This is a genomic window from Sphingomonas oryzagri (assembly GCF_029906645.1).
GTDB classification, from domain to species: Bacteria; Pseudomonadota; Alphaproteobacteria; order Sphingomonadales; family Sphingomonadaceae; genus Solisphingomonas; species Solisphingomonas oryzagri.
On record NZ_JARYGZ010000001.1, the window covers coordinates 532588 to 555884 of the forward strand.

20 protein-coding genes and 1 tRNA gene are annotated in these 23297 nt (G+C 67.8%); 15 read left to right on the forward strand and 6 right to left on the reverse strand.

The window, feature by feature from the left end; translation table 11 throughout:
• Positions 1-33: 33 nt before the first annotated feature.
• Together QGN17_RS02590 and QGN17_RS02595 are read left to right on the forward strand one after the other, a co-directional pair.
• Positions 34-708, forward strand: coding sequence for a squalene/phytoene synthase family protein (locus QGN17_RS02590; protein ID WP_281042956.1), 675 nt, complete (start codon positions 34-36; stop codon positions 706-708).
• A 30-nt stretch (positions 709-738) separates the two neighbouring features.
• On the forward strand, positions 739-1233 hold the full coding sequence (locus QGN17_RS02595) for an EF-hand domain-containing protein (protein WP_281042957.1): 495 nt from the start codon (positions 739-741) through the stop codon (positions 1231-1233).
• A 140-nt stretch (positions 1234-1373) separates the two neighbouring features.
• Here QGN17_RS02595 and trmFO read toward each other — a convergent pair whose 3' ends face one another.
• Positions 1374-2699, reverse strand: a complete 1326-nt coding sequence (gene trmFO / locus QGN17_RS02600) for a methylenetetrahydrofolate--tRNA-(uracil(54)-C(5))-methyltransferase (FADH(2)-oxidizing) TrmFO (protein WP_281042958.1) — start codon at positions 2697-2699, stop codon at positions 1374-1376.
• 78 nt (positions 2700-2777) lie between these two features.
• Here trmFO and QGN17_RS02605 point away from each other — a divergent pair, with 78 nt between their 5' ends.
• From QGN17_RS02605 to QGN17_RS02620, 4 genes are all read left to right on the forward strand, one after another.
• Entirely contained in the window at positions 2778-3326 is a 549-nt protein-coding gene (locus QGN17_RS02605; RefSeq protein ID WP_281042959.1) for an HdeD family acid-resistance protein, read from the forward strand.
• 60 nt (positions 3327-3386) lie between these two features.
• The gene (locus QGN17_RS02610) at positions 3387-3659 is read left to right on the forward strand and encodes a PadR family transcriptional regulator (RefSeq protein ID WP_281042960.1); all 273 of its coding nucleotides are present in this window, start codon (positions 3387-3389) and stop codon (positions 3657-3659) included.
• On the forward strand, positions 3656-4291 hold the full coding sequence (locus QGN17_RS02615; RefSeq protein ID WP_281042961.1) for a hypothetical protein: 636 nt from the start codon (positions 3656-3658) through the stop codon (positions 4289-4291). Before QGN17_RS02610 ends, QGN17_RS02615 begins: the two co-directional genes overlap by 4 nt.
• A gap of 65 nt (positions 4292-4356) precedes the next feature.
• Positions 4357-4842 (forward strand): hypothetical protein, encoded by a 486-nt coding sequence (locus tag QGN17_RS02620; protein ID WP_281042962.1) that lies wholly within the window; start codon positions 4357-4359, stop codon positions 4840-4842.
• A 37-nt stretch (positions 4843-4879) separates the two neighbouring features.
• On the opposite strand, the gene gyrA is transcribed toward QGN17_RS02620, so the two are convergent.
• Both gyrA and yaaA read right to left on the reverse strand, forming a co-directional pair.
• A complete protein-coding gene (gene gyrA, locus QGN17_RS02625; RefSeq protein ID WP_281042963.1) occupies positions 4880-7672 on the reverse strand; it encodes a DNA gyrase subunit A in 2793 nt (930 codons plus the stop codon).
• Positions 7673-7987: 315 nt separating this feature from the next.
• Positions 7988-8746, reverse strand: coding sequence for a peroxide stress protein YaaA (gene yaaA / locus QGN17_RS02630; RefSeq protein WP_281042964.1), 759 nt, complete (start codon positions 8744-8746; stop codon positions 7988-7990).
• Positions 8747-8930: 184 nt separating this feature from the next.
• Between yaaA and QGN17_RS02635 the strand changes: the two genes are divergently transcribed.
• A complete protein-coding gene (locus QGN17_RS02635) occupies positions 8931-10220 on the forward strand; it encodes a tetratricopeptide repeat protein (RefSeq protein ID WP_281042965.1) in 1290 nt (429 codons plus the stop codon).
• Between the two features lie 82 nt (positions 10221-10302).
• On the opposite strand, the gene QGN17_RS02640 is transcribed toward QGN17_RS02635, so the two are convergent.
• The gene (locus QGN17_RS02640; RefSeq protein WP_083891551.1) at positions 10303-10782 is read right to left on the reverse strand and encodes an Lrp/AsnC family transcriptional regulator; all 480 of its coding nucleotides are present in this window, start codon (positions 10780-10782) and stop codon (positions 10303-10305) included.
• A 171-nt stretch (positions 10783-10953) separates the two neighbouring features.
• Between QGN17_RS02640 and QGN17_RS02645 the strand changes: the two genes are divergently transcribed.
• From QGN17_RS02645 to QGN17_RS02655, 3 genes are all read left to right on the forward strand, one after another.
• On the forward strand, positions 10954-12666 hold the full coding sequence (locus QGN17_RS02645) for a sensor histidine kinase (protein ID WP_281042966.1): 1713 nt from the start codon (positions 10954-10956) through the stop codon (positions 12664-12666).
• Between the two features lie 15 nt (positions 12667-12681).
• Positions 12682-13713: a polysaccharide deacetylase family protein gene (locus QGN17_RS02650; protein ID WP_281042967.1), complete on the forward strand. Its 1032-nt coding sequence runs from the start codon at positions 12682-12684 to the stop codon at positions 13711-13713.
• A 30-nt stretch (positions 13714-13743) separates the two neighbouring features.
• Positions 13744-13819 (forward strand) — tRNA-Ile (locus tag QGN17_RS02655).
• Positions 13820-14228: 409 nt separating this feature from the next.
• On the opposite strand, the gene QGN17_RS02660 is transcribed toward QGN17_RS02655, so the two are convergent.
• A complete protein-coding gene (locus QGN17_RS02660) occupies positions 14229-15431 on the reverse strand; it encodes an amino acid aminotransferase (protein WP_281042968.1) in 1203 nt (400 codons plus the stop codon).
• 2 nt (positions 15432-15433) lie between these two features.
• The gene (locus QGN17_RS02665; protein WP_281042969.1) at positions 15434-17692 is read right to left on the reverse strand and encodes a TonB-dependent receptor; all 2259 of its coding nucleotides are present in this window, start codon (positions 17690-17692) and stop codon (positions 15434-15436) included.
• A gap of 257 nt (positions 17693-17949) precedes the next feature.
• Here QGN17_RS02665 and QGN17_RS02670 point away from each other — a divergent pair, with 257 nt between their 5' ends.
• The 5 genes from QGN17_RS02670 to QGN17_RS02690 all read left to right on the forward strand — a co-directional run bounded on the left by QGN17_RS02670 (position 17950) and on the right by QGN17_RS02690 (position 23293).
• Entirely contained in the window at positions 17950-18885 is a 936-nt protein-coding gene (locus QGN17_RS02670) for a LysR substrate-binding domain-containing protein (protein ID WP_281042970.1), read from the forward strand.
• Positions 18886-18954: 69 nt separating this feature from the next.
• The gene (gene leuC / locus QGN17_RS02675) at positions 18955-20382 is read left to right on the forward strand and encodes a 3-isopropylmalate dehydratase large subunit (RefSeq protein WP_281042971.1); all 1428 of its coding nucleotides are present in this window, start codon (positions 18955-18957) and stop codon (positions 20380-20382) included.
• Positions 20379-20987 carry a 3-isopropylmalate dehydratase small subunit gene (leuD, locus tag QGN17_RS02680; protein ID WP_281042972.1) on the forward strand — a complete coding sequence of 203 codons (609 nt, stop codon included), beginning with the start codon at positions 20379-20381 and terminating at the stop codon, positions 20985-20987. Before leuC ends, leuD begins: the two co-directional genes overlap by 4 nt.
• The gene (locus QGN17_RS02685) at positions 20984-21895 is read left to right on the forward strand and encodes an alpha/beta fold hydrolase (RefSeq protein WP_281042973.1); all 912 of its coding nucleotides are present in this window, start codon (positions 20984-20986) and stop codon (positions 21893-21895) included. Before leuD ends, QGN17_RS02685 begins: the two co-directional genes overlap by 4 nt.
• Before the next feature lie 96 nt (positions 21896-21991).
• The gene (locus tag QGN17_RS02690) at positions 21992-23293 is read left to right on the forward strand and encodes an MFS transporter (RefSeq protein ID WP_281042974.1); all 1302 of its coding nucleotides are present in this window, start codon (positions 21992-21994) and stop codon (positions 23291-23293) included.
• Positions 23294-23297 lie beyond the last annotated feature (4 nt).

Sequence of the window (23297 nt, forward strand, 5' to 3'; positions counted from 1 at the left end):
TTTTCGGGCGCGCCGGCTGTGCCAGAAGGCGGCATGGACCAGCCGATCTCCATCCAGCATCCCGAGCGCCTGCTCGCCGTCGCGCACGCACCGCGCCTCACACGCGACAGCCTCACCACCCTGTTCGCGCTCGACGAGCGGCTGGCCAGTCTCGTCTGGCGCGCCAGGGAGCCGACGATCGGGCTGATGCGGCTGGTCTGGTGGCGCGACGCGCTCGCCGCGCTCGATGAGCGGCCGCCGCCGGGCGAGCCGCTGCTCCACGCGGCGGCGGCGCTGCGGCCCGATCGCATCGCCGGGCATGACCTGGCCGCGATGGTGGAAGGCTGGGAGGTGCTGCTCGACGACCCGGACTGGACGGCCGAGACGATGGAGATGCACGCCCGCCTGCGCGGCGCGGCGTTGTTCCGCCTGGTCGGCCGCGTGCTCGGGCGCGAGCATGAGCGGATCGAGGCGGCGGGTGAGGGCTGGGCGCTCGCCGATCTCGCCCGGCAGGCGAGTGATCCGGCGACGGCGGAGAGGCTGCTCGCCATGGCGGAGGCGCCGCTCGACAAGGGGATCACCGGCGGGTGGCCGCGCAACCTGCGTGTGCTGGGTATGCTGGCGGTGCTGGCGCGCGAGGATGTGCGGCGCGGGCACGGGGCGCTGCGCCCGCCGGCCTCGCGCTGGCGACTGATGCGGCTGCTGGCGCATCGCTGGACGGGGCGTTAGTCTTCGCGCTGCGACAGGGGAGGCGTTGCGATGTGGCGGTATCTGGTGGGCGGCGTCGCGGCGCTGCTGATGGCGGGCGCGGGAGTGATGATCTGGTCCGGCCTCGCCTCGCGTGACAGCCGTATCCCGCCGCCTCCCGCCGCCGTGGTGGCACCGGTCGCGGTGGTGGCGCCGGCCTCTGTCGAGATGCCCGATCCGCCTCAGGCGACGGAAAAGACGAAAGAAGAGAAACGCTTCAGCCGCGCAGATCACGACAAGGACGGCAAGATCGAGCTGGCCGAATTCCTCCAGGCGCGGCGTCGGAATTTCGACAAGCTCGACACCAACCATGACGGCAGGCTGAGCTTCGACGAATATGCCGCCAAGGCCGAGGCAAAGTTCGCAGGCGCCGATGCCGACAAGTCGGGCGCGCTCACCCCGGCCGAGTTCGCCACGACCCGCGTGGTCCGCAAGACCAGGCCGCGCTGCCCGCCCGCGCAGGCCGCCGCCCCGGCACCGGCCGGAGCGGACGACGACGCCAGCTAAAGAAAATCCTCCCCCGCCAGGGGGAGGTGGCGCCGTAAGGCGTCGGAGGGGGAGGACGGCGGCGCCGTCTCGATCGTCCCGCCGTCATCCCTCTCCGTCAGGCTGCGCCTGCCACCTCCCCGTGGCGGGGGAGGAACAGGTCAGGCCGGAACAGCCGTGATCTCCTCGCGCCACTTCGCGAGGTCTTCCCGCGCGCGAGACGTGTAGGCGGCCTTGCGGTCGGCCTTCTTCGGCAGGCTCTCGAACGGTGGAAACAGGCCGAAATTGACGTTCATCGGCTGGTAGGTCTCGGCTTCCGCCTCGCCGGTGATGTGGCCAAGCAGCGCGCCCAGCGCCGTGGTCGGCGGCGGCGGGGGCAGGGTGCGCCCGCCCAGTTCGGCGGCGGCGAAGCGGCCCGCGAGAAGCCCGATCGCGGCGCTTTCGACATAGCCCTCGCAGCCGGTGATCTGGCCGGCGAAGCGGACGTTCGGGCGGCTCTTCAGCCGGAACGTGCCGTCGAGCAGGATCGGCGATCGGATGAAGGTGTTGCGGTGAAGGCCGCCCAGCCGCGCGAACTCGGCATTCTGCAGGCCGGGGATCATGCGGAAGACGCGCACCTGCTCGGCATGTTTCAGCTTCGTCTGGAAACCGACGATGTTCCAGAGCGTCGCCTGTTTGTTGTCCTGCCGCAGCTGCACCACAGCGTAGGGCCAGCGACCGGTACGCGGATCGTCGAGGCCGACCGGCTTCATCGGCCCGTGCCGCAGCGTGTCGACCCCGCGCGACGCCATCACCTCGATCGGCATGCAGCCATCGAAATAGGGCGTGTCCTTCTCCCACTCCTTGAACTCGGTTTTCTCGCCCGTGTTCAGCGCGTCGATGAAGGCGAGATACTCGTCCTTGTTCATCGGGCAGTTGATGTAATCCTTGCCGTCGCCCTTGTTCCAGCGCGACTGGAACCAGCAGGTCTCCATGTCGATGCTCTCGCGGTGGACGATCGGAGCGATGGCATCGAAGAAGGCGAGCGCGTCCTGCCCCGTCTCGGACTGGATCGCGCCGGCGAGGCTCGCGGCGGTGAGCGGGCCGGTGGCGATGATGGCGGGGCCTTCCGGCAGTGCGTCGATCCGCTCGCGGACCAGTTCGATGTTCGGATGCGCCGCGATCGCGGCGGTGACGCCGGCCGAGAAACCGTCGCGGTCCATCGCCAGCGCCGAGCCGGCGGGGACACGGTGGGCATCGCCTTCGCGCAGGATCAGCGAGCCGAGCGCGCGCATCTCCGCATGGAGCAGGCCGACGGCGTTCTTCTCGGCATCGTCCGACCTGAAGCTGTTGGAACAGACCAGTTCGGCGAGATCGTCGGTGTGGTGGGCGGGCGTGCCTTCTACGCCGCGCATTTCGGAGAGGCGCACCTTGTAGCCCGCCTCGGCCAGCTGCCACGCGGCTTCCGATCCGGCGAGGCCGCCGCCGATGATGTGAATGTCGTGCATGAGGGCGCCATAGCGCCAAGGAACCGGGGCGGCGACCGCTTTGTTGATCCACCGGGCGGGACGCAGGAGGAGAGAGACATGGCCACCGCCGCCGGCCCGCATCCCGTCAACCGCTGGACCTGGACGATGGCCTGCGGTGTGCTGCTGTTCGTCGCGGGCATCTTCTTCCTCGCGGCACCCGGCTTCACCACCGCCGCGATCGCGGTGCTGATCGGCTGGCTGCTGCTGTTTACTGGCGTCGCGACCGTGGTCATGGGCTTGCGCAGCCACGGCACCCACCGGCGCTGGACGGAGATTCTCTACGGCGCCGGATCGATCCTGGTCGGGCTGCTGGTGATCATCAATCCGGTGGCGGGCGCCGCCTCGCTGGCGCTGCTGGTGGCGCTCTGGCTGTTCTGGCGCGGCATGATCGAGTTCGGCGCGGCGCGGCTCGCCGGGCCGGGGCCGACGCGCGGGATGCTGCTGGGGATCGGTGCGATCAACTGGGTGCTGGCGTTGCTGCTTCTGTTCAGCTGGCCGTTTCCAGCAGTGCGGATGCTCGGCGTGTTCGTCGGCATCAGCTTCGTGCTGGGTGGCGTCGCGACCATGCTGGCGGCGTGGCAATTGCGAAGCATCGCGGCCGCTTGACGAATAATTCTACATATGTTGTAAGGCGACATGCCCGGAAACCGCCGCCCGTCGAAACAAATGATCGCGTTGTTGAACGCGCTGGCCGTCCGCGCGCAGGAATGGCGGCACGGCTATGACATCATGAAGGAGACGGGGCTGTTTTCCGGCACGCTCTATCCCTTGCTGATGCGGATGACCGAGCACGGGCTGGTCGAGGCCGAATGGCGCGAACCCGCGCAACCCGGACGACCTGCCCGCCACGCCTATCGGCTGACCGCCAGCGGCCTCGAACTCGCCCAACAGGTGCATCGTGAGGGCGCTTCGCTCGTTGGAAAGGTCTCTCCCGCATGAGCCTGCTGGCCGCCCGCCTGCTGATGCGGCTGGCGACCTGCTGTCTCGGCCGTGATCGGCGCGAGTGGGCGTGGGCGATGGAAGCGGAGTTCGAGGCGGCGGTGGAGGACGGCCGGCCGCTGGCCTTCGCGCTCGGCTGCTTCGCGGGGGCCTGCCGCGAAATTCCGGTGCAGCCGGAGGGGCGCTTCGCGCTCGCCAGTCATGCGGTGGCGATCGGTCTGCTGATCCCGGTCGCGGCTTTGCTGATGTCCGGGCCGCTCTTCGGGGTCTCGCTGCTGCACGGCGGGCCTGCCTCGATCCATGAGATGATGGGCAGTCGTGGCGGGGAGATGCTGCTCAACGTTTCCACTCGCAACGCCGCGCCTGCGCTGGTGCTGCTCGTCCTCGCGCTCACCGCCGGGCATCTCTCGCTCGCGTGGGCGATGCTGGATCGGGACTGGAACCGGGTGGCGTTCCTCGCGCGGCTGAACGCGGCGGCGACGTTGACATTGGTGATCGTGGGCAGCGTGCTGTTTCTCGACGAGGACTGGATCGTCCCGCCGATCGCCGGGCTGGCCGTGCAGCTGACGACGGTCATCTGTCTGATGTGGTGGAACGGTCGGATACGGAACGCCCTCGCGCCGGCGATCTAGGCGCGACGAAAGATCTTCACTGGAGACTGAGGATGGGGAGCCGTTTGCCCACGGGGGGCCGCGCGATGCGTCGCGCGGTGCTGATGTCGATCGCCATCTGCGCGGGCGGCTGCACGCCGCACCGGACGCCGCCGCCGAACCTCACCTTCGACGGCCTGCCGGTCAGCGGCACGCTCGCCTTCGCGAAGAGGAGCGGCTTCGTGAACTGCTTCGGCGATCCGATCTCGATGCGCTGCCGCAAACCGGGAATCATGTTTCAGGGAAAAGGGCCATATGAAGCCGCCGTCGATCTGGTCGGCGGGGACGGCAATGGCGGCTTCGATCACCTCATCCTGTGGAGCGAGGACGACCAGATGGCGGTGCAGGATGTCGGCGACGCGCTGGAGCGCACAGGCTGGACGGTCTGCTTCACCGGCCACGACAATGTCGGCGATCAGGAGATCTACACGCGGGCGGACAGGCGGCTCACCGTCTCGATCGATATCAGCTACTGGGCGATGCGGCGCCTGAGGCTCTTCCCGCAATGGCAGAAGCCCAAGCCCGCCTGCTGAACAAGCCGGGGGCGGCCGGGCCGCCCCCGCTCACGGTTCAGCTTTCGCTGCCGTCCGCCAGATCCTCGCCGGTGTCGCCGTCGACCTGCGGATCGGTGGCGGGGGCCACGGCCTCGTCGCCGAGATCGGCCTCCGCCTCGTCCTCGCTCTCCTCGATCCGCGCTGCCGAGACGACATGCTCGTCGTCCGCCACGCGGAACAGGATCACACCGGACGAGCCGCGCCCGATCACGCGGGTGTCGCCCACCGACATACGGATCAGCTTCGCCTGATCGGTGACGAGCATCAGCTGCTCGCCATTGTGCGCCGGGAAGCTGGCGACGACCGGGCCGTTGCGCTTCAGATTGTCGATGTTGGTGATGCCCTGACCACCGCGACCGATGCGGCGATATTCGTAAGCCGAGGAGCGCTTGCCGTAGCCGTTGGCGCACACCGTCATCACGAACTCTTCGGCATCCGCCATCGCCTGCATCGTGGCGGCGTCGAGCGTCGGCTCGGCTTCATTCTCCTTCCACGGCGCGGCGCGGAGATAGGCCTCGCGCGTCTCCGTGTCCTTGTCCCATTCGGTGCCGCGCAGGATCGACAGCGAGATCACCTCGTCGTCGCCGAGCAGCTTCGCGCCGCGTACGCCGGCCGACGTACGGCTCTGGAATTCGCGCACGTCGGTCGCGCGGAAGCGGATCGCCTTGCCGTTGCGGGTGGCGAGGAAGACGTCGTCATCCTCGGTCAGCAGCGTCACGCCGATCAGCCGATCGCTGGTCGTCTCGGCCGCATCATCGTCACCGTCGCTCTCGGAGAAGCGCATCGCGATCTTGCCGGCGGTGGGGATGCGGGTGAACTGGTCCATGCTGTTGCGACGGACGAGGCCCTTGGCGGTAGCGAACATGATGTGGAGGTTGCCCCATTCCTCCTCATTTTCGGGCAGCGGCAGGACGGTGGAGATGGTCTCACCCTCGGCCAGCGGGAGGAGGTTCACCATCGGCCGACCGCGCGCCTGCGGGGCGCCTTCGGGCAGCTTCCAGACCTTCTTGCGATAGACCTTGCCGGCGGTCGAGAAGAACAGCACCGGCGTGTGCGTCGAGGTGACGAACAGCTTGGTGATCGCATCCTCGTCCTTGGTCGCCATGCCGGAGCGGCCCTTGCCGCCCTTGGCCTGCGTGCGGAAGGCATCGAGCGGGGTGCGCTTGATATAGCCGCCGTGCGTGACGGTGACGACCATGTCCTCACGCTCGATGAGGTCTTCGTCCTCGATGTCGTCGCCGGCGGGCATCAGCGTGGACTTGCGCGGCGTGGCGAAGGCGGCTGAGACCGCGTCCAGCTCCTCGACCAGCACCTCGTAGAGGCGCACGCGATCGGACAGGATACGCAGCAGCTCACCGATCGAATCCGCAAGCTCCTTCAACTCGTCGCCGATCTCGTCGCGGCCGAGCGCGGTCAGGCGGTGCAGGCGCAGATCGAGGATCGCGCGGACCTGCGCGTCGGAAAGCACGTAGGTATCGCCCTCGATGGTCTTCTCGACCGCCTCGACCAGCGCGATGTACGGCGCGATCTCGCCGATCGGCCATTCGCGCGCGAGCAGCGCGGCGCGCGCCTCGGCGGGCGAGCCGGAGCCCCGGATGATCCGCACCACCTCGTCGAGGTTCGACACCGCGACGACGAGGCCGAGCAACAGGTGCGCGCGCTCGCGGGCCTTGAGCAGCTCGAACTTCGAGCGGCGGGTGATCACCTGCTCGCGGAACTGAACGAAGGCCTGGATGATGTCGCGCAGGCCGAGCAACTCCGGGCGGCCGCCACGGATCGCCAGCATGTTCGCCGGGAAGCTGGTCTGCGCCGGGGTGTGGCGCCACAGCTGGTTCAGCACTACCTCGGCGGTTGCGTCGCGCTTCAGATCGATGACGATGCGGACGCCTTCGCGGTTCGATTCGTCGCGAATGTCCGAGACGCCTTCGATCCGCTTTTCCTTGGCGGCCTCGGCGATCTTCTCGACAAGCCCGGACTTGCCGACCTGATAGGGGATTTCGGTCAGCACGATCGAGGTGCGGTCCCGCTTGGTCTCGACCTCGTGGCGCGAGCGCATAATGATCGAGCCGCGCCCGGTGTTGTAGGCGTTGCGCGCGCCGCCCTGGCCGAGGATGAGCGCGCCGGTCGGGAAGTCCGGCGCCGGCACGATTTCCATCAGCTCCTCGGTGGTGACGAGGGTGCCGCCATGGACCTCCTTGTCGATGTAGAGCTTGCAGGCGGCGATCACCTCGCCGAGATTGTGCGGCGGCACGTTGGTCGCCATGCCGACGGCGATGCCGCCGGCACCGTTGACCAGCAGGTTCGGGAAGCGTGCCGGGAGCACCGTTGGCTCGTCGCGCGAACCGTCATAGTTCGGCTGGAAGTCGACGGTATCCTTGTCCCAGTCCTCCAGCAGCGTCATCGCCACCTTGGCGAGACGCGCCTCGGTGTAGCGCATCGAGGCGGGCGGGTCGGGATCCATCGATCCGAAATTGCCCTGGCCGTCGATCAGCGGCACGCGCATCGACCAGTCCTGCGCCAGACGTGCCAGCGCATCGTAGATCGCGGCGTCGCCATGCGGGTGGTAGTTGCCCATCACGTCGCCGACGATCTTGGCGGACTTGCGGTATGGCCGGCCGGGGACGAAGCCGCCTTCCTGGCTGGCGTAGAGGATGCGGCGGTGGACCGGCTTCAGGCCGTCCCGCACGTCGGGCAGCGCGCGGCTGACGATCACCGACATCGCATAGTCGAGATAGCTCGACTTCATCTCGTCGACGATGGAGACGGGGGAAATGTCCGAAGGTTCGATGGTCGGCGGGGCGCTGGCCAAGGGGATGAGCTTTCCGGTTCTGTTATGGTCTGGAGCGCCCGGTGGGGCGCCTATCCGACCTCCCTAGACCAGCGCAGGGGCGGGCGCCAGCCCTACGCGTGCGCGCGTGCGCGAGGGCGCACGGAAAAAGCGGCCGGTGGAGGTTTGTTTGGAATCCGCCCTTCGGCGGATCGCCGCACCAGCCCGCGCTGGCGAGGCGCGTGACTCGCCTGCGCCCACCCGGCCTCCCAACGGCAGTATTCTATGGGAGGCCGGGTGGGGGAGCGGGCTGGTGCAGCCTCGAAATGCGCTCTTCCGCGCATTTCCAAAGGATACTCAGCGCTTCACGAACAGCCAGCGGCGCTCGTCGGAGCCGGACGCTTCGAAGGCATAGCCGTCGCTGTCGAAGCCCTTGAGCGCGTCGGCGTCGGTCAGCCGGTGCTCGCAGATGTAGCGCGCCATCATGCCGCGCGCCTTCTTGGCGCCGAAGCTGTTGAAGGTGAGGCCCCTGGACCGATCCTCCAGAAACTCGATGGTGAGGATCGTCGCGCCCTTCGGCGGATGGCGGTCGATCGCTTCCCAATATTCCTTGCTGGCGAGGTTGACGATGGTGCCCGATCCCTCCGCCGCCAGATCGTCCGCCAGCAGAGCGGAGATGCGATCCTTCCAGTGGCCGTAGAGATTGGTCGCGCGGCCCGGCGCCCAGCGTGTGCCCATCTCCAGCCGGTAAGGCCGGATCGCGTCGAGCGGGCGGAGCAGGCCGTAGAGGCCCGACAGGATGCGGACGTGATCCTGCGCGAAGTCGATCGCCGGCTCGTCCAGCGTGCGCGCCTCGAAGCCCGTGTAGACATCGCCGGCGAAGGCGAAGAGGGCGGGGCGCTCGGGCTGGTCGAGGAAGCCGCGATAGCGATCGATGTTGAGCTGGGCGAGCTTGTCCGAGATCGCCATGATCTCGCCGAGCTTCTTCTTCGACAGCTTCGCTGCGCGCGCCGCGATCGCCGCCGCCTCGTCCGCGAAGCGCGGCGCCGTGGCGGCGAGGTCCGGCAGGGGCTTGTCGAAGTCGAGCGTCTTGGCGGGAGAGAGCAGAGCGAGCATCGTCGCCGCCTAGACGCAGAGCGCGACGTCATGCAACCGCCGCGTTCAATGCGTGTTCAGCCCTCGGGCGCCAGTGTTTCAGGTGGTCCAGAGCTTGAACAGGGACTTGGCTTGAACAGAAACGGGGCAGGGGTTAGCACCCTTGCCCGCGGCGCACCCCTCGGTGCCGACAGAGGAGAGTTTCATGAAGTTCGTATCGACGACGGCGCTCACGCTGGCCCTCGCGCTCGGCGCGGTGGCGGTGACGGGCGCGACGCCCGCAGCCGCCAAGAAGAAGGACGATGCCGCCGACGCATCGAAGCCCAAATTCTCCGATGCCTTCCGTCAGGCCGCGCAGCCCGCGCAGAAGGCGGTGGAGGCGAAGGACTGGGCGACCGCCAAGACCGCGCTCGCTGCGGCGCAGGCCGCGGCATCGACGCCGGACGACAAGTATCAGGCCGGCATCATGGCCGTGATCGTGGCGCAGAACACCAACGATCAGGCCGCGCTCGGGCCGGCGATCGACCAGGTGCTGGCGAGCGGCAAGGCTCCGCCGGAGCAGCAGATCCAGCTCTACACCGCACAGGCGCAGACCGCGTTCAACGCCGGCAAGCTGGATGTTGCGGACAAGGGCTTCACCCAGGTCAACACGCTGAAGCCGAACGATCCGGAAATCCTGATCTCGCTCGCCGCCGTGAAATCGCGCGAGAACCAGACGCCGGCGGCCCTGCAATATACCGATCAGGCGATCGCCGCGCAGAAGGCGACCGGCCAGCCGGTGGACGAGGATTGGTATCGCCGCGCTCTCGCCATCGCCTATGACGGCAAGCAGCCGGCGGGCGTGGTGAAATACGGCCAGCAGCTCGTCGATGCCTATCCGCGTGCCGACATCTGGCGGATTTCTCTGCAGACCTATCGCGAGACCAGCCAGCTCGACCCGCAGGTCGATCTCGATACCCTGCGCCTGATGCGCGCCACCAATTCGCTGGCCGGCGAGCGCGACTATTACGAATATGCCAACACCGCTCTCAACAAGGGTTTCCCCGGTGAGGCGAAGGCGGTGATCGATCAGGGCATGAGCTCGAACATGATCGACAACAAGGCGCTCGCCACCAGCAAGGCGCTCGCCGAGATCAAGTCGATCGCCGGCCCGAAGGTCGCCGCCGACAAGGCGGATCTGCCCAATGCCGACAAGAAGGCGCGGGCCGCCGCGAACGGCAATCTCGCCTATCAGACGGCGGACGCCTATCTCGGCTACGGCATGTATCCGCAGGCCATCGATCTCTACAAGGTCGCGCTCCAGAAGGGCGGCGTGGATGCGAATGTCGTGAACCTGCACATGGGCGAGGCCCAGGCGCAGGGCGCGGACAAGGCCGGTGCGGCGGCGACGCTCGCCAAGGTGACCGGGCCGAGCCAGACGATCGCGCAATATTGGGCGATCTACGCCAACAAGGGCTCGGCCCCCGCAGCGCCGTCGCAGCCGGCCGCCAAGTAAGGCGCGGGCCGACAGCGGAAACAGGCCGGCGCCGCTTCCTTCGGGAAGCGGCGCCGGTTCGCGTTTCGGGGCGTGCCGCGATTCAGGGAGTGTCGACGGGCACGCCGGGCTGGTCCTTCGACGTGCGGATGGTCAGCGATGTCTTCACGCTGGCGACGTGCGGCGCGGTCGTCAGATGCGAGGTGAGGAAGCTCTGGAAGCTCTGCAGGTCGTGCGCGACGATCTTCAGGATGAAGTCGATCTCGCCGTTGAGCATGTGACATTCGCGGACTTCGGGGAGCGTCGCGACATGCGCCTCGAACCCGCGCAGATCCTCTTCCGCCTGGCTGCGCAGCGAGACGAGCGCGAAGACGGTGATGCCGTAACCCAGCGCCGCCGGGTTGAGTCGCGCATGATAGCCGTTGATGACGCCCGCTTCCTCCAGCGAGCGGACCCGGCGCAGGCAGGGCGGCGCGGTCAGCCCGGCGCGGCGCGCCAGTTCCACGTTGGTGATGCGGCCATCGTCCTGAAGCTCGGAAAGTATGGTTCGGTCGATCGAATCAAGCAATAAAGGTGAGGCCACCACAAGGCTTCCTTTCTCGGTATGGCTCAGACCTATAAGAATATTGCTGTGGAAGGCAATTGTCCCACTATGCGACGATGCGATAAAAGTCGCTTTGCCCCCCGGAAAAGGAACAGATAGTCAACCTTGATCCGGCAGGAGGATCCGCTCGCCGGGTGCGTGGAGGAGTGCGTGCGGTTCGATGATATGCTTGCCACGGTGCTAGCCCGGCCGGCCGAAAGGCCGGTGGACCGGGTCGCCCAGTGGCGGCAGCTGCTCGACCTGCTGGCGCAGCATCGGCCCGGCTCCGATCCCTCGCTCGCGCGGGAGGCGCTGGCGCGGCTGCAGGATCTGCGCCGCGACGTGCCGGTGACCATCCGCCGCGAGACGGCCTCCGCCTTCGCCGGCCGGCCCGTGCCGGCGCCACTGGTCGTATTTCTCGCCGCCGACGTCCCGGTCGTCACCAGCGCGATGCTCGGCCATGTCCGGCTGAGCGAGGCGGACTGGCTGGCGGTATTGCCGCGCCTGTCGCCGACCGGGCGGGGCGTGCTGCGTCATCGCCGTGATCTCGGTTTCCGTGTCGAGCGGGCGCTGGCGTCGTTCGGGCGCACCGACCTCGCGCTGCAGGGCGAGGGCCGCGCCGTCGGCGCCGGCGCGGCGGAACCCATCGTCGTTCCCGATCCCGAGCCTGCGTCCGTGGAGGATGTGCCTGCGACGATCGAGACGCCGGTGGAGCAGGCGCCACCCATATCCGTGCAGGCGCTGGAACATGGTGCGGGCGAGGGACAGATCCGCGCGATCATCGATCGCATCGCCGGCTTTCGCCAGCGTCGCGACGAGGCTCCAGTCGTCGGCGATGCCGAAGACCATCCGGACAGCTTCCGCTTCGAGACCGGCAGCGACGGCGTGATCCGCTGGGTGGAAGGCATCGCGCGGGGGCCGCTGATCGGCGAGACGATCGCGACGCCTGCCTCCGGCCCCGTCGGTGTCGATGCGCAGGCGCCGGGCGCCTTCCGCCGTCGCGCGCCCTTTCGTGACGCGCGGTTGATCGTCGCCGGCGGATCGGACGCGGCGGGCGAGTGGCGGATCGCGGGCGTGCCGATCTTCGCCGCCGACACCGGCCGCTTCCAGGGCTATCGCGGCACCGGTCGTCGCCCGCGCAGCGACGAGCGCGCCGAGCCTTCGCTCGGCCTCTATGGCTTCGGTCTCGATCCGGATTCGCTGCGCCAGCTGGTCCACGAACTGCGCACGCCGCTCAACGCGATCGGCGGCTTCGCCGAGATGATCCGCCGCCAGATGCGCGGGCCGGTTTCCACCGCCTATCGCGACCGCGCGCAGGCGATCGCAGAGCAGGCCGGGCGCCTGCTCGCGGCGGTCGACGATCTCGATGTCGCGGCGCGGCTGGAAACGCAGCGGCTTGATCTTCAGCGCGTCGAGGTCGATCTTGGCGCCATGCTCGGTTCGATCTGTGGCAATCATGCGGACAACGCGCGCGGCCGCGGTGCCGACCTCCAGTGCGTCGCCGCGCCCGGCCTGCCGCCGGTGCAGGGCGACCCCGCCGCGTTGAGGCGGATGCTCGGCCGGCTCGTCGCGGGTGCCAGCGCGCTGGCGGGTGAGGGCGAGACGATCCGCGCCGATCTCCGTCTCGCGCCGGAAGGCGGCCTCGCGCTCGCGGTGGATCGCCCGGCGCGGCTGGCCGGCATGGCCGAGGCGGCCCTGCTCGATCCGGGGTTCGGGCCGGATGGGGATGCGCCGGACGCGCCTCTGCTCGGTCTCGGCTTCTCGCTCCATCTCGTGCGCCGGCTCGCCGCGACCGCCGGCGGCACGCTGGCGATCGAGGCGGATCGCTTCCTGCTCCGCCTGCCGGCGGTCGCGTCGACAGGACATGCCGGGGCCGGTGGCTGAACAATGCGCGAGCGCATGGCCGACGGCCGGATCGATCGCCCGCCGGTCCCACGCGATCGGCTGAGTCCGCCCGCCGCGATCGGCCGGCGCTTCCTGGTGTTCGTCGACACGGAGGAGGAGTTCGACTGGACGGCGCCGCGCAGCCGCGACGCCACCGCCACCACCGCGATCGCCGCTTTGCCCGAGGCGCATCGCAGGCTCGCCGGCTTCGGCATCTGCCCGACCTATCTGGTCGATTACCCGGTGGCTTCCGCACCCGGCGCGATCGAGGTGCTGCGGCCGCTGATGGAGGCCGGCGAGTGCGCGATCGGCTCGCAGCTCCATCCCTGGGTGAATCCGCCGTTCGACGAGGTGCTGACGGTCGCCAACAGCTTTGTCGGCAACCTTCCCGAAGCGCAGGAGCGCGCCAAGCTGGAGGCGCTCACCCATCGGATCGCCGCCGCCTTCGGCAAGCGCCCGCAAGTCTATCGCGCCGGGCGCTACGGCATCGGCCCCAACAGCGCGAAGCTGCTGGAGGAAGCGGGCTACCGGCTGGACGTCTCGGTGCGTGCGCTGTTCGATTATTCGGATGAGGGCGGGCCGGATTTCACCCATCGCGACGCCATGCCCTGCTGGGCAGGCCCACAGCGCCTGCTGATGGAACTGCCGCTCACCGCCGCCTATACCGGTTTCGCACGACGCTTCGGCCACCATATCTATCCGGCGGCGGGCAGGGTGGCGCGGCTGCGCGGGCTGCTCGCACGGACGGGAGCGCTGGAGCGGATCGCACTGACGCCCGAGGGCACGCCTTTGCCCCAGGCGCTGCGGGCCATTCGCACATTGCTGGACGACGATGCGCGGCTGATCTCGATTTCCTTCCACTCGCCTTCGGTCGAGCCGGGCCATACGCCTTATGTGCGCGACGCCGCCGATCTGCGCGGCTTCTACGCCTGGTGGGACGGTGTGCTCGATCTGCTGGCGCGGGAAGGCGTGGAGCCGATCGGCGCCGACGCCCTGATCGCCGCCGCCTGGGCGGAGCGCGACGTCGGCTTGAAACTTGCCAGATGAACGATGTGCGGGCTATCGAGCGCGCGGGTGGGGCCTGTAGCTCAATGGTTAGAGCTGGCCGCTCATAACGGCTAGGTTGCGGGTTCGAGTCCTGCCGGGCCCACCATTGAAAAAATATCTAACAAAATCAATATGTTATATAAAAATATTCTGCTTTTGGATGTTCGTGCTGGAAAAATAAATTCGTAAAAATCAAGCTGTTATTCAAGGCCTTCGAATCGCCAAATTCGTCTTGGGGGCATCCATGTGGTCATTGATGGGGGCACCAACATTCTCCAGCATCTTGTCGGTCGAGCGCCAATCACCGCCGTAACCGCGCCCTAGCGCTGAGCCCAAATCCAGCCTTTCGGTCATATCGCGTACAATAGGTGCGTTGACGTCGCGTCGTGGGACTTAGCGGTCATTCCGGTGGTTCCCACCAACGACGGCTTCCGCCAGGATAGGACATTGTCCGCTTGATGCACCGTCGGTCGAATGTGAGCGAGCCTTGGTCGTAAGGAGACCTGCGAGCGGGGTTAGGCCAGCCATAGAAGCGCGCGAACGAATGCCGGCACCGTATCCCGCGTCAATCCGGCAATGTTGATCCGGCCGGAAGATGGTAGGTATACGCGCTGTTCGTCCCGAAGTCGCGCGACCATCATCGGCGTCAACGGCAGGGTCGAGAACATGCCCTGCTGGTGCGCGATCGGTGCCAGATTTGCCTTAGCCTGCGCTAGCAGAGTGCGGATCTCGCGCATTCGGCAGGCCATGTCCGATAGTTCGGTGCGCCAATCGGCTGCGAGCGTCGCGTCTTCCAGTATGATGCGGACGATCGCCGCGCCATGATCCGGCGGCATGGACCAGTTCGCTCGGGCGAGCGCGAGTAGATTGGACTGGACGATACCCGCCTGCCCAGTCGACCGCGACAACGCGTAAAGCGCGCCAACTCGCTCGCGATAGAGGCCGAAATTCTTGTCGCAGCTATACGCGATGAATCCTTCTCCGACGATGTCGAGCGTTGCTCGAACGCCCGCGACATCCTCCTCCAAGCCGCGTCCGAGCCCCTGATAAGCAAGATCGATTAACGGCAGGACGCCGCGCGACGCCATGGCCCGAGCGATGGCGATCCACTGGCTGTCGTCGAAATCGGCGCCAGTCGGGTTGTGGCAGCAGCCGTGGAGCAAAAGGACGTCGCCAGCATTTGCCGCTTCGATCGCGGCCATCACCCGATCGAAGCGTAACCGCTGTGTCGTGACATCGAAATGCGGATATTCCTCGATGGCGAGATGCGCTGACGCCATGATCTGCGAGTGATTGGGCCAGGTCGGCGTGCCGAGCCAGACGCGCGCGCCGGGACGAGCACGAGCAATCAATTCGGCGGCGAGGCGCAGCGCGCCAGTCCCGCCCGGCGTCTGCAAGCCGCAAAGGCGCGCGCCGTAGGGCTGTAATCCGAAAATGACGGGCATCAATGCCTCGACGAAGCCGACATCCCCTTCGGCACCGAGATAAGCCTTGGTCAGTTGACCCTCGACGAGCCGCCGCTCGGATTCCTTGACAGCCCGAAGCACCGGGGTTCGTCCCTCGTTGTCGCGATAGACGCCGACTCCCAAGTCGATTTTGCCTGGCCGCGGGTCACTCCTGAATGCGCTGATCAGCCCGAGCAAAGTATCGGACGGCTGCTCCGTTAGGCCGTCGAACAGGCTGGTGTAACACTCGATGAGCGAGGGATTGCCGCCCACGGCTAGAAATCCTTGCGCAGGGAGACACTGATGATGCGCGGGCGGATCAGATAGTAATCGGCATAGCCATCGGTGCCCGTGCCGGTGGAGAAATAGCTGTAGGCGGCCGACGAGATGCCCTTCGATCCGAACAGGTTCTCGATGCCGATCGATCCGTCCCAGCCGTCGCGGGCGAGTTTCGCGCGGACGTCCACCGTGGTGTAGGACGGCAGCGTCAGGTCGCTGTCGATCTGGGCGCGGCGGCTGCCGGTGTAGCTCAGCGTGCCGGACAGCGTCATCGTCGTGTCGAACGGACCCGCCGTCTTGAACTCGGGCTGCAGGCTCGCCTGGATTTTCGGCGTGCCGGGCAGGCGGGTCCCGGACGGCACGGTGAAATTGCCCGAATAGTCGCCGGCCACGTCGGTGCCGAAATTGCGCGTGCTCTGGAAGGGCGCGTCGGTCTTGGCATCTGTGTACGTCGCGCCGGCTGAGACGGTGAAGCTCCGCACCGGATGCCATTGCGCGCTGACCTCGACGCCCTTCGACGTCGCCTTGGCGACGTTCGAGACGATCAGGAAGCCGTTCTGGTCGGCCGAGGTGATCTGGGGGCGCTTCCAGTCGATATAGAAGCCGGCGACGTCGAAATTCAGCGTGCGGGTGGGCTGGAGGCGGATGCCCGCCTCGTAATTCCACAGATTGTCGGACTTGTAGGTCTTCGATCCGGGCGCGGTGTTGACGCCGCCGAAGCGATAGCCCTTCGCCGCGTCGGCATAGACGATGACGTGGCTGTCGAAGCGGTAGCGCGCCTGGAACTTGGGCGTGAAGCCGTTCTCGCTGTGCGAATAGCGGACGTCCTGCGCGCCGGCTTCCAGCGTCGCGACGCGCGTCTGGTGGAATTTGACGCTGGTATCGAAATAGCGGCCGCCTGCGCCCACTTCCAGCGCACCGAGATCGAGGTTCGCCTCGCCGAAGATGGCGCGTTCCTTCGCCTCGCCGTCGCGATGGACGTTGAAGAAGCTGTCGCCATAGGTCGGGTCGTCGGCGCCGACGAGATAGACGTCCTGCGTCCGGTGGAAATTCACGTTCTGCCCGAACGCGCCGATCAGCCAGTTGAACGCGGACTTGTCGGCCGAGGCCACGCGGAATTCCTGCGAGAAGCCGTTCGAGCTGCGCTGCTCGACGTTGCGGGCTTCCTTGACGTCGGGGAAGGGGCCGAAGCCGTAGATATCCTCCGACGGCACGTCGATGCCCACGGTCGCATCGGGCACCAGCAGGCGCGTCAGATCGCCGTCCAGGTTACGCACCTTGCTCTGGTGGGCGGTGAGCGAGGTCAGCTTCACTGGGCCGAGGCGGTAGTTGATCTCCAGCTTCGCCATGCTGAAGTGCGAGGTGTAGGAGGAGGGGCGCGGGGAATCATAATAGCGCACGTCGGGTCCAACGGATGCAGACGTGTCGCCCTGGTGCGACTGCTGATAGATATAGAGCGCGTCGATCGTCAGGTCTTCGACCGGCTTGAACAGCAGGAGCGCGCGGCCGCCCTTCACGGTGCGGCCGTTCACGTTGGTCTTTCCGGTGCCGATATTGTCCTGATAGGCGGGATCGTCCTGATACTGGCCGACCACCCGCAGCGCGAGCTTGTCGGTGACCAGCGGCAGGTTGAACGCGCCGTAGACGGACGGCCGGGTGTTGCCGCCCTGCGCTGAATCCAGCGTCGTCAGGAAGGAGCCGCCGATTTTGTCGAGATCGGGCTTCTTGAACGTGTAGTTGACCGCGCCGCCGAGCGAGCCCGAGCCGTAGAGCGCGCCCTGCGGCCCGCGCATCACCTTCACCGCATCGAGATCGAAGGCCGAGAGATCCGGCGTCGAGATATACTGGAAGGGATCGGTGAAGGGGACGTCCTCGATATAGATGCCGGTCGGCAGCTGGCCGACGCTGGTATTGTCCGACGAGGTGTTGGTGCCGATGCCGCGGATGGTGAGCAAAGATCCGTCGGCCGATCCCTTGTTGAACTGGATGCCGGGTGTCAGCTTGAAGATGTCCTCGGCATCCTTGGCGCCGGCGGTCTGCAGCTGCTGCGACGACAGGACGTTCACCGTGCCCGCGACGTTGCGCAGGTTCTGGAGCCGCTTGCCGACCACGACGATTTCCGGGGACGGCCCGCCGGCATCGGCGGCTGGGGCATCGCTCGCCTGCTGCTGCGCGTGGAGAGCGGACGGCATCGCCAAAGCAAGCGCCACCAGACTGATGTGGCAGGCCAGGCCCGGACGGGTCGAGACGCGCATGGTGAACCCCTTCTCTCTCGCGGCCGGGATATTCGCCCCGTTCCGCCCTTGGACGAGCCGCTAGCCGACGGGATGCCGGAACGCAGCCTTCTTCCTGCACGGACGCGCGTCTTCGGCTGCGGAAAAGTGGCTTTCGCCACGTTCCGGCCGCCGGATCTTCGCCGGCACGCGCCCTCTTGAAAGCCGATGCTATGTTATGGTGGTTTGGCCCGGCCAATGCCGAGATTGGATCAAACGATAAGGGCGGAGCATAACCGATGGAGCTGATGTGGCTCGAAGACTTCCTGGCGCTGGCGCGCGGGGAGAGCTTCTCCCGCGCCGCCGAGACGCGCGGCGTCACCCAGCCGGCGTTCAGCCGCCGCATCCGCGCGCTGGAGACGTGGCTGGGCGTGGTGCTGGTCGATCGCGACACGCACCGCATCTCGCTGACGGCCGCGGGCAGCCGCTTCGTGGAGGTGGCCGACGCGACCTTGCGCACGCTGGAACATGGCCGGCGCGAAGTGCGCGAGATCGCCGGCGCCTCGCAATCCAGCCTGCGCATCACCGCGACGCACGCGCTGTCGCTCACCTTCTTCCCGAGCTGGGTGCGATCGATCGAAGCGCTGTCCGCACAGGAGGTCTCGATCCAGCTCACCGCCGATAATATGGCGGCGGCCGAGCAGACGATGCTGCAGGGCCGCGCGCAATTCCTGCTGTGCCACCATCATCCGGCGGCGGCGACGGTGCTCGACCAGCGCAACTTCGCCTGCATCACGCTGGGCAGCGACCGGCTTGTACCGGTCAGCACCCGGACAGAGGGTGGGGAGGGGCCGCTCCATGCGCTCCCCGGCACGGAGAGCGCGCCGGTCTCCACCCTCGAATATGGCCCTGAATCGGGCATGGGGCGGATCGTCGCGGCGGCGCGGGCGGCGGGCGGGCCGGTCGCGCATCTGTCGTCCGTGTTTCGATCCCACGCGGTGCTGGTACTCACCGCCATGGCGCGCGAGGGCAAGGGCGTCGCCTGGTTGCCCGAGAGCCTCGTTGCGGAGGATATCGCCGCCGGCCGGCTCGTCCTGGCGGGGGACGATGCGTGGAGCGTGCCGATGGAGATCCGCCTCTACCGCCCGCGCGCGCGCCAGTCCCCGGCGGCGGAGGGCTTCTGGGCGCTCGCCTCGGCCGGGCCGAAGGGCAATATCGAAGAAGGCATCAATTGATAGACAGCCGGCATTGGCCCGCCGGAGAGGAGCGCCGCTAAGCATCGGCCTCTTCCCGGCGAGGTTCCGATGCCGTCTCCCCGTACGCTCTACGACAAGATCATCGACCGGCATCGGGTGATGCCGCTCAACGATATCGAGGGGCCGGGCGAGCAGTTGCTGCTCTATGTCGATCGCACGGTGCTCAACGAATATACCAGTCCGCAGGCGTTCAGCGGGCTGCGCGAGGCGGGGCGCACGGTGTGGCGGCCGGAGGGGGCGCTCGGCGTCGTCGATCACGTCAACTCGACCGCGCCCGACCGGACGGCCATCGCGCCCGACGCGGATGCGCAGCGCCAGATCGACTATTTCGCGCGCAACGGCCGGGATTTCGGGATCGAGATGTACGACGTGCTGCACCCCCGGCAGGGGGTCGAGCATGTCGTGCTGCCAGAGCTCGGCTGGGTGGTGCCCGGACTCGTCATCGCGGCAGGGGACAGCCACACCACCACCTACGGCGCGTTCGGCAGCGTCGGTTTCGGCATCGGCACCTCGGACATCGAGCATCTACTGGCGACACAGACGCTGCCCTACACGCGCCTCAAGTCGATGCGCGTGACGATCGACGGCACGGTGGCGCCCGGCGTGACCGCCAAGGACATGATCATGGCGGTGATCCGCGCGATCGGGGCGGCGGGCGCACACGGCCATGCGCTCGAACTGGCGGGCGATGCCGTCCGCGCGCTCGGCATCGAGGGGCGGATGACGATCTGCAACATGGCGGTGGAATGCGGCGCCCGCGTCGCGCTGATCGAGCCGGACGAGGCGGTGATCGACTATCTGTCTGGCCGTCCGAAGGCGCCGAAGGGCGAACTGCTTGAACAGGCCCGCCGCGTCTGGGCGGACCTGCGCAGCGATGACGGCGCGCGGTTCGACCGGGAGGTGCACATCGATGCTGCGGACATCGCCCCGATGGTGACGTGGGGCACCAGCCCCGATCAGGCGCTGCCGATCGACGGCGCGATCCCCGATCCGGCCGCGCTCCCCGCTGCCGAGCGACAGGATGCCGAGCGCGCCATCGCCTATATGGGCCTCACGCCCGGCATGGCGCTGGAGGCGGTGACGATCGATCGCGCCTTCATCGGCTCCTGCACCAATGCACGCCTCACCGATCTGCGCGCCGCCGCCGAGATCCTGAAGGGCCGCAAGGTCGCGCCGGGCGTGCGCGCGATGATCTCGCCGGGCAGCAGCACCGTCCGCCGCGAGGCCGAGGCCGAGGGGCTGGACGCGATCTTCACGGCGGCCGGGTTTGAGTGGCGCCAGTCCGGCTGCTCGCTCTGCCTCGCGATGAACGACGACGTGCTAGCGCCGGGCGAACGCTGCGCTTCCAGCACCAATCGCAACTTCGAAGGTCGGCAAGGCAGCGGCGGTCGCACCCACCTGATGAGCCCCGCCATGGTCGCCGCCGCCGCCGTATCCGGCCACCTCGCCGACGTGCGCCGGATGCCGCTGCCATGACCAGTAAGGGCTTCTCCCGCCTCACCGCGACGGCGGCCGTGATGCCGGCGGCGAACGTCGATACCGACGTGATCATGCCCAAGCAGTTCCTCAAGGGGATCGATCGCGCAGGCCTCGCGCGTGGACTGTTCCACGATCTGCGCTTCGACTCGGAAGGGCAACCCGATCCCGCCTTCCTGCTCAACCGGCCGGGATTCGAGGATTGCCGTATCCTCGTCGTCGGCCCCAATTTCGGCTGCGGATCGTCGCGCGAACACGCCGTGTGGGGGATGCTGCAATATGGCATCCGCGCGATCGTCGGCACCAGCTTCGCCGGCATCTTCGCGGACAATGCCGCCAATAACGGCCTGCTGCTGATATCGCTCGACGAGGAAGCGCACGCGCGGCTTGCGGCGCACCTCGCGGCGCGACACACTGCGCTGACGATCGATCTGGAGGCGGAGACTATCATGGTGGACGATCTCGTCCTGCCCTTCGCCATCGACCCCAGACGGCGGCGCGCGATCATGCTGGGGCTGGACAGGATCGGCGGGACGCTGGCTCATGCCGACGCCATCCGCGCCTTCCAGACGGACTATCTCGCCGCCGCACCCTGGCTTGCATGACGCCGGTCCGCGGCCATCCCGAGATCATGCCGGGCTTTCGCTGGCACGATGTCGAGACGGACGAGGTGACGATCCGAGCGGCGGTCGGTGGCGAGGGGCCGCCGCTTGTGCTGCTCCACGGCCACCCGCAGACCCACCTCACCTGGCACAAGGTCGCCCCGATTCTCGCCCGGCGCTTCACCGTCATTGCCAGCGACCTGCGCGGCTATGGCGACAGCGCGAAGCCGGAGGGCGGCGTCGATCATGTCGCCTACTCGAAGCGGGCGATGGCGCGCGATCAGGTCGAGGTGATGCGGCAGTTCGGCCATGACCGCTTCGCGGTGATCGGCCACGATCGCGGCGCCCGCGTTGCGCACCGCATGGCGCTCGATCATCCCGATGCCGTGTCGCGGATCGCCTTGCTCGACATCGCGCCGACCGCGACGATGTACGCGCGCACCGACATGGAGTTCGCGCGCCGCTATTTCTGGTGGTTCTTCCTGATCCAGCCCTTCGACCTGCCGGAGCGGATGATCGGCGCCGACCCGGACCATTTCCTCGATCGCCATATCGCGGACCAGATCAAGGTCCCCGGATCGGTGGACCCCGCCGTGCTCGCCGAGTACCGCCGCTGCTATGCCGACCCGGCGACCCGCCACGCCATCTGCGAGGATTATCGCGCCTCGGCCGGCATTGATCTTACTCATGACGCCGCCGATGCCGATGCGCGCATCCGGGCGCCTTTGCTCGCACTCTGGGGCCGGCTCGGCACGGTCGGCGCGCTGTACGACGTGCTAGATACGTGGCGGGAGAAGGCCACCCATGTCGAGGGGCACGCGCTCGAATGCGGACACAGCCCGCAGGAAGAGGTGCCCGATGCGCTGCTCGAAGCGCTCGACGGCTTCCTCGCGCCATTGCGGGGCGAATGATTTGATGACGAACAGGCATTGGGCATCGGCGGCGCGGGCGCCCTACGATGCCGGATCGTTTGCGCAGGACCGGGAGGACGGGCTTCGGTGACGGTGATGTCGGACCACAAGGCGCCCCCCGCCACCCTGACGCGCACCAACATGGTGGGCATCGTCGCGGGCAACGTCCTCGAATTCTACGACTTCACCCTGTTCGCCTTCTTCGCGACCCAGATCGGCGCGAGCATGTTCGCGCACGGCAAGGGCACGGACGGCCTGCTCCTCGCGCTCGCCACCTTCGCGGTGGGCTTCATCGCCCGCCCGATCGGCGCGGTGGTGATCGGCCGCTATGCCGACCGGCACGGCCGCAAGCCCGCCATGCTGCTGAGCTTCGCGCTGATGGGCGCGGCCTTGGTCGTCGTGGCGCTGACCCCGCCATCCTCGGTGCTGGGCGTCGGCAGCGCGATCATCATCACCGTCGCGCGGCTGGTGCAGGGCTTCGCGCTGGGCGGCGAGGTCGGCCCGACCACCGCTCTGCTGATCGAGGCGGCGCCGGCGGGCAAGCGCGGCCTTTACGGCGCGTGGCAGATCGCGAGCCAGGGGCTGTCCGCGCTGATCGCGGGCCTCGTCGGCCTCGCCATCTCCTTCCTGCTGAGCCCGCAGGCGGTGACCGAATGGGGCTGGCGGATCGGCATGCTGCTCGGCGTGCTGATCCTGCCGATCGGCTTTCATCTCAGGCGGATCATGCCCGAGACGCTGCATGCGCCGGTGGACGAGGCGATCGACCGCGAGGCGGCGGCGCTGCCGCTGGCGCGGGTCGCGGGCATCGGGCTGATGCTGATCCTCGCCGGCACGGTGACCACCTACACGCTGCAATATTTCAACACCTATTCGCTGGCGATCCTGAAGCTCAGCCCAACGCTCGCCTTCACCACCACCGCGATCACGGGCGCGAGCATGTTCGCCTTCGGGCTGCTCGGCGGCTGGCTGTCCGATCGAGTCGGCCGGCGCGCCGTGATCGTCTGGCCCCGGATCGTGCTGCTGGTGCTGATCTATCCGCTGTTCGTGCGGATCCTCGCCGCGCCATCGCTCGGCACGCTGGCACTCGGCGTGTTCCTGATGACCGCGCTCTACGCCATGTCGACCGCGACCGCGAACGTCTGCCTCGCCGAGAGCTTCCCGCGCGCACGGCGCAGCACTGCCTATGCGGTCACCTACACGATGGCCGTATCGGTGTTCGGGGGCAGCGCGCAGTTCCTGATCACCTGGCTGATCAAGCGGACCGGCGACACGATGGTGCCGGCCTGGTGGCTGCTCGGCGCGACGCTGGTCGGTGTCGTGGCGGGCGTGGCGATGCCGATGATCCGCGCGGGGCGCCGCCGGCTCCGCCCCGATCCCCTCATGCCCACCGCAGGATAAGCCG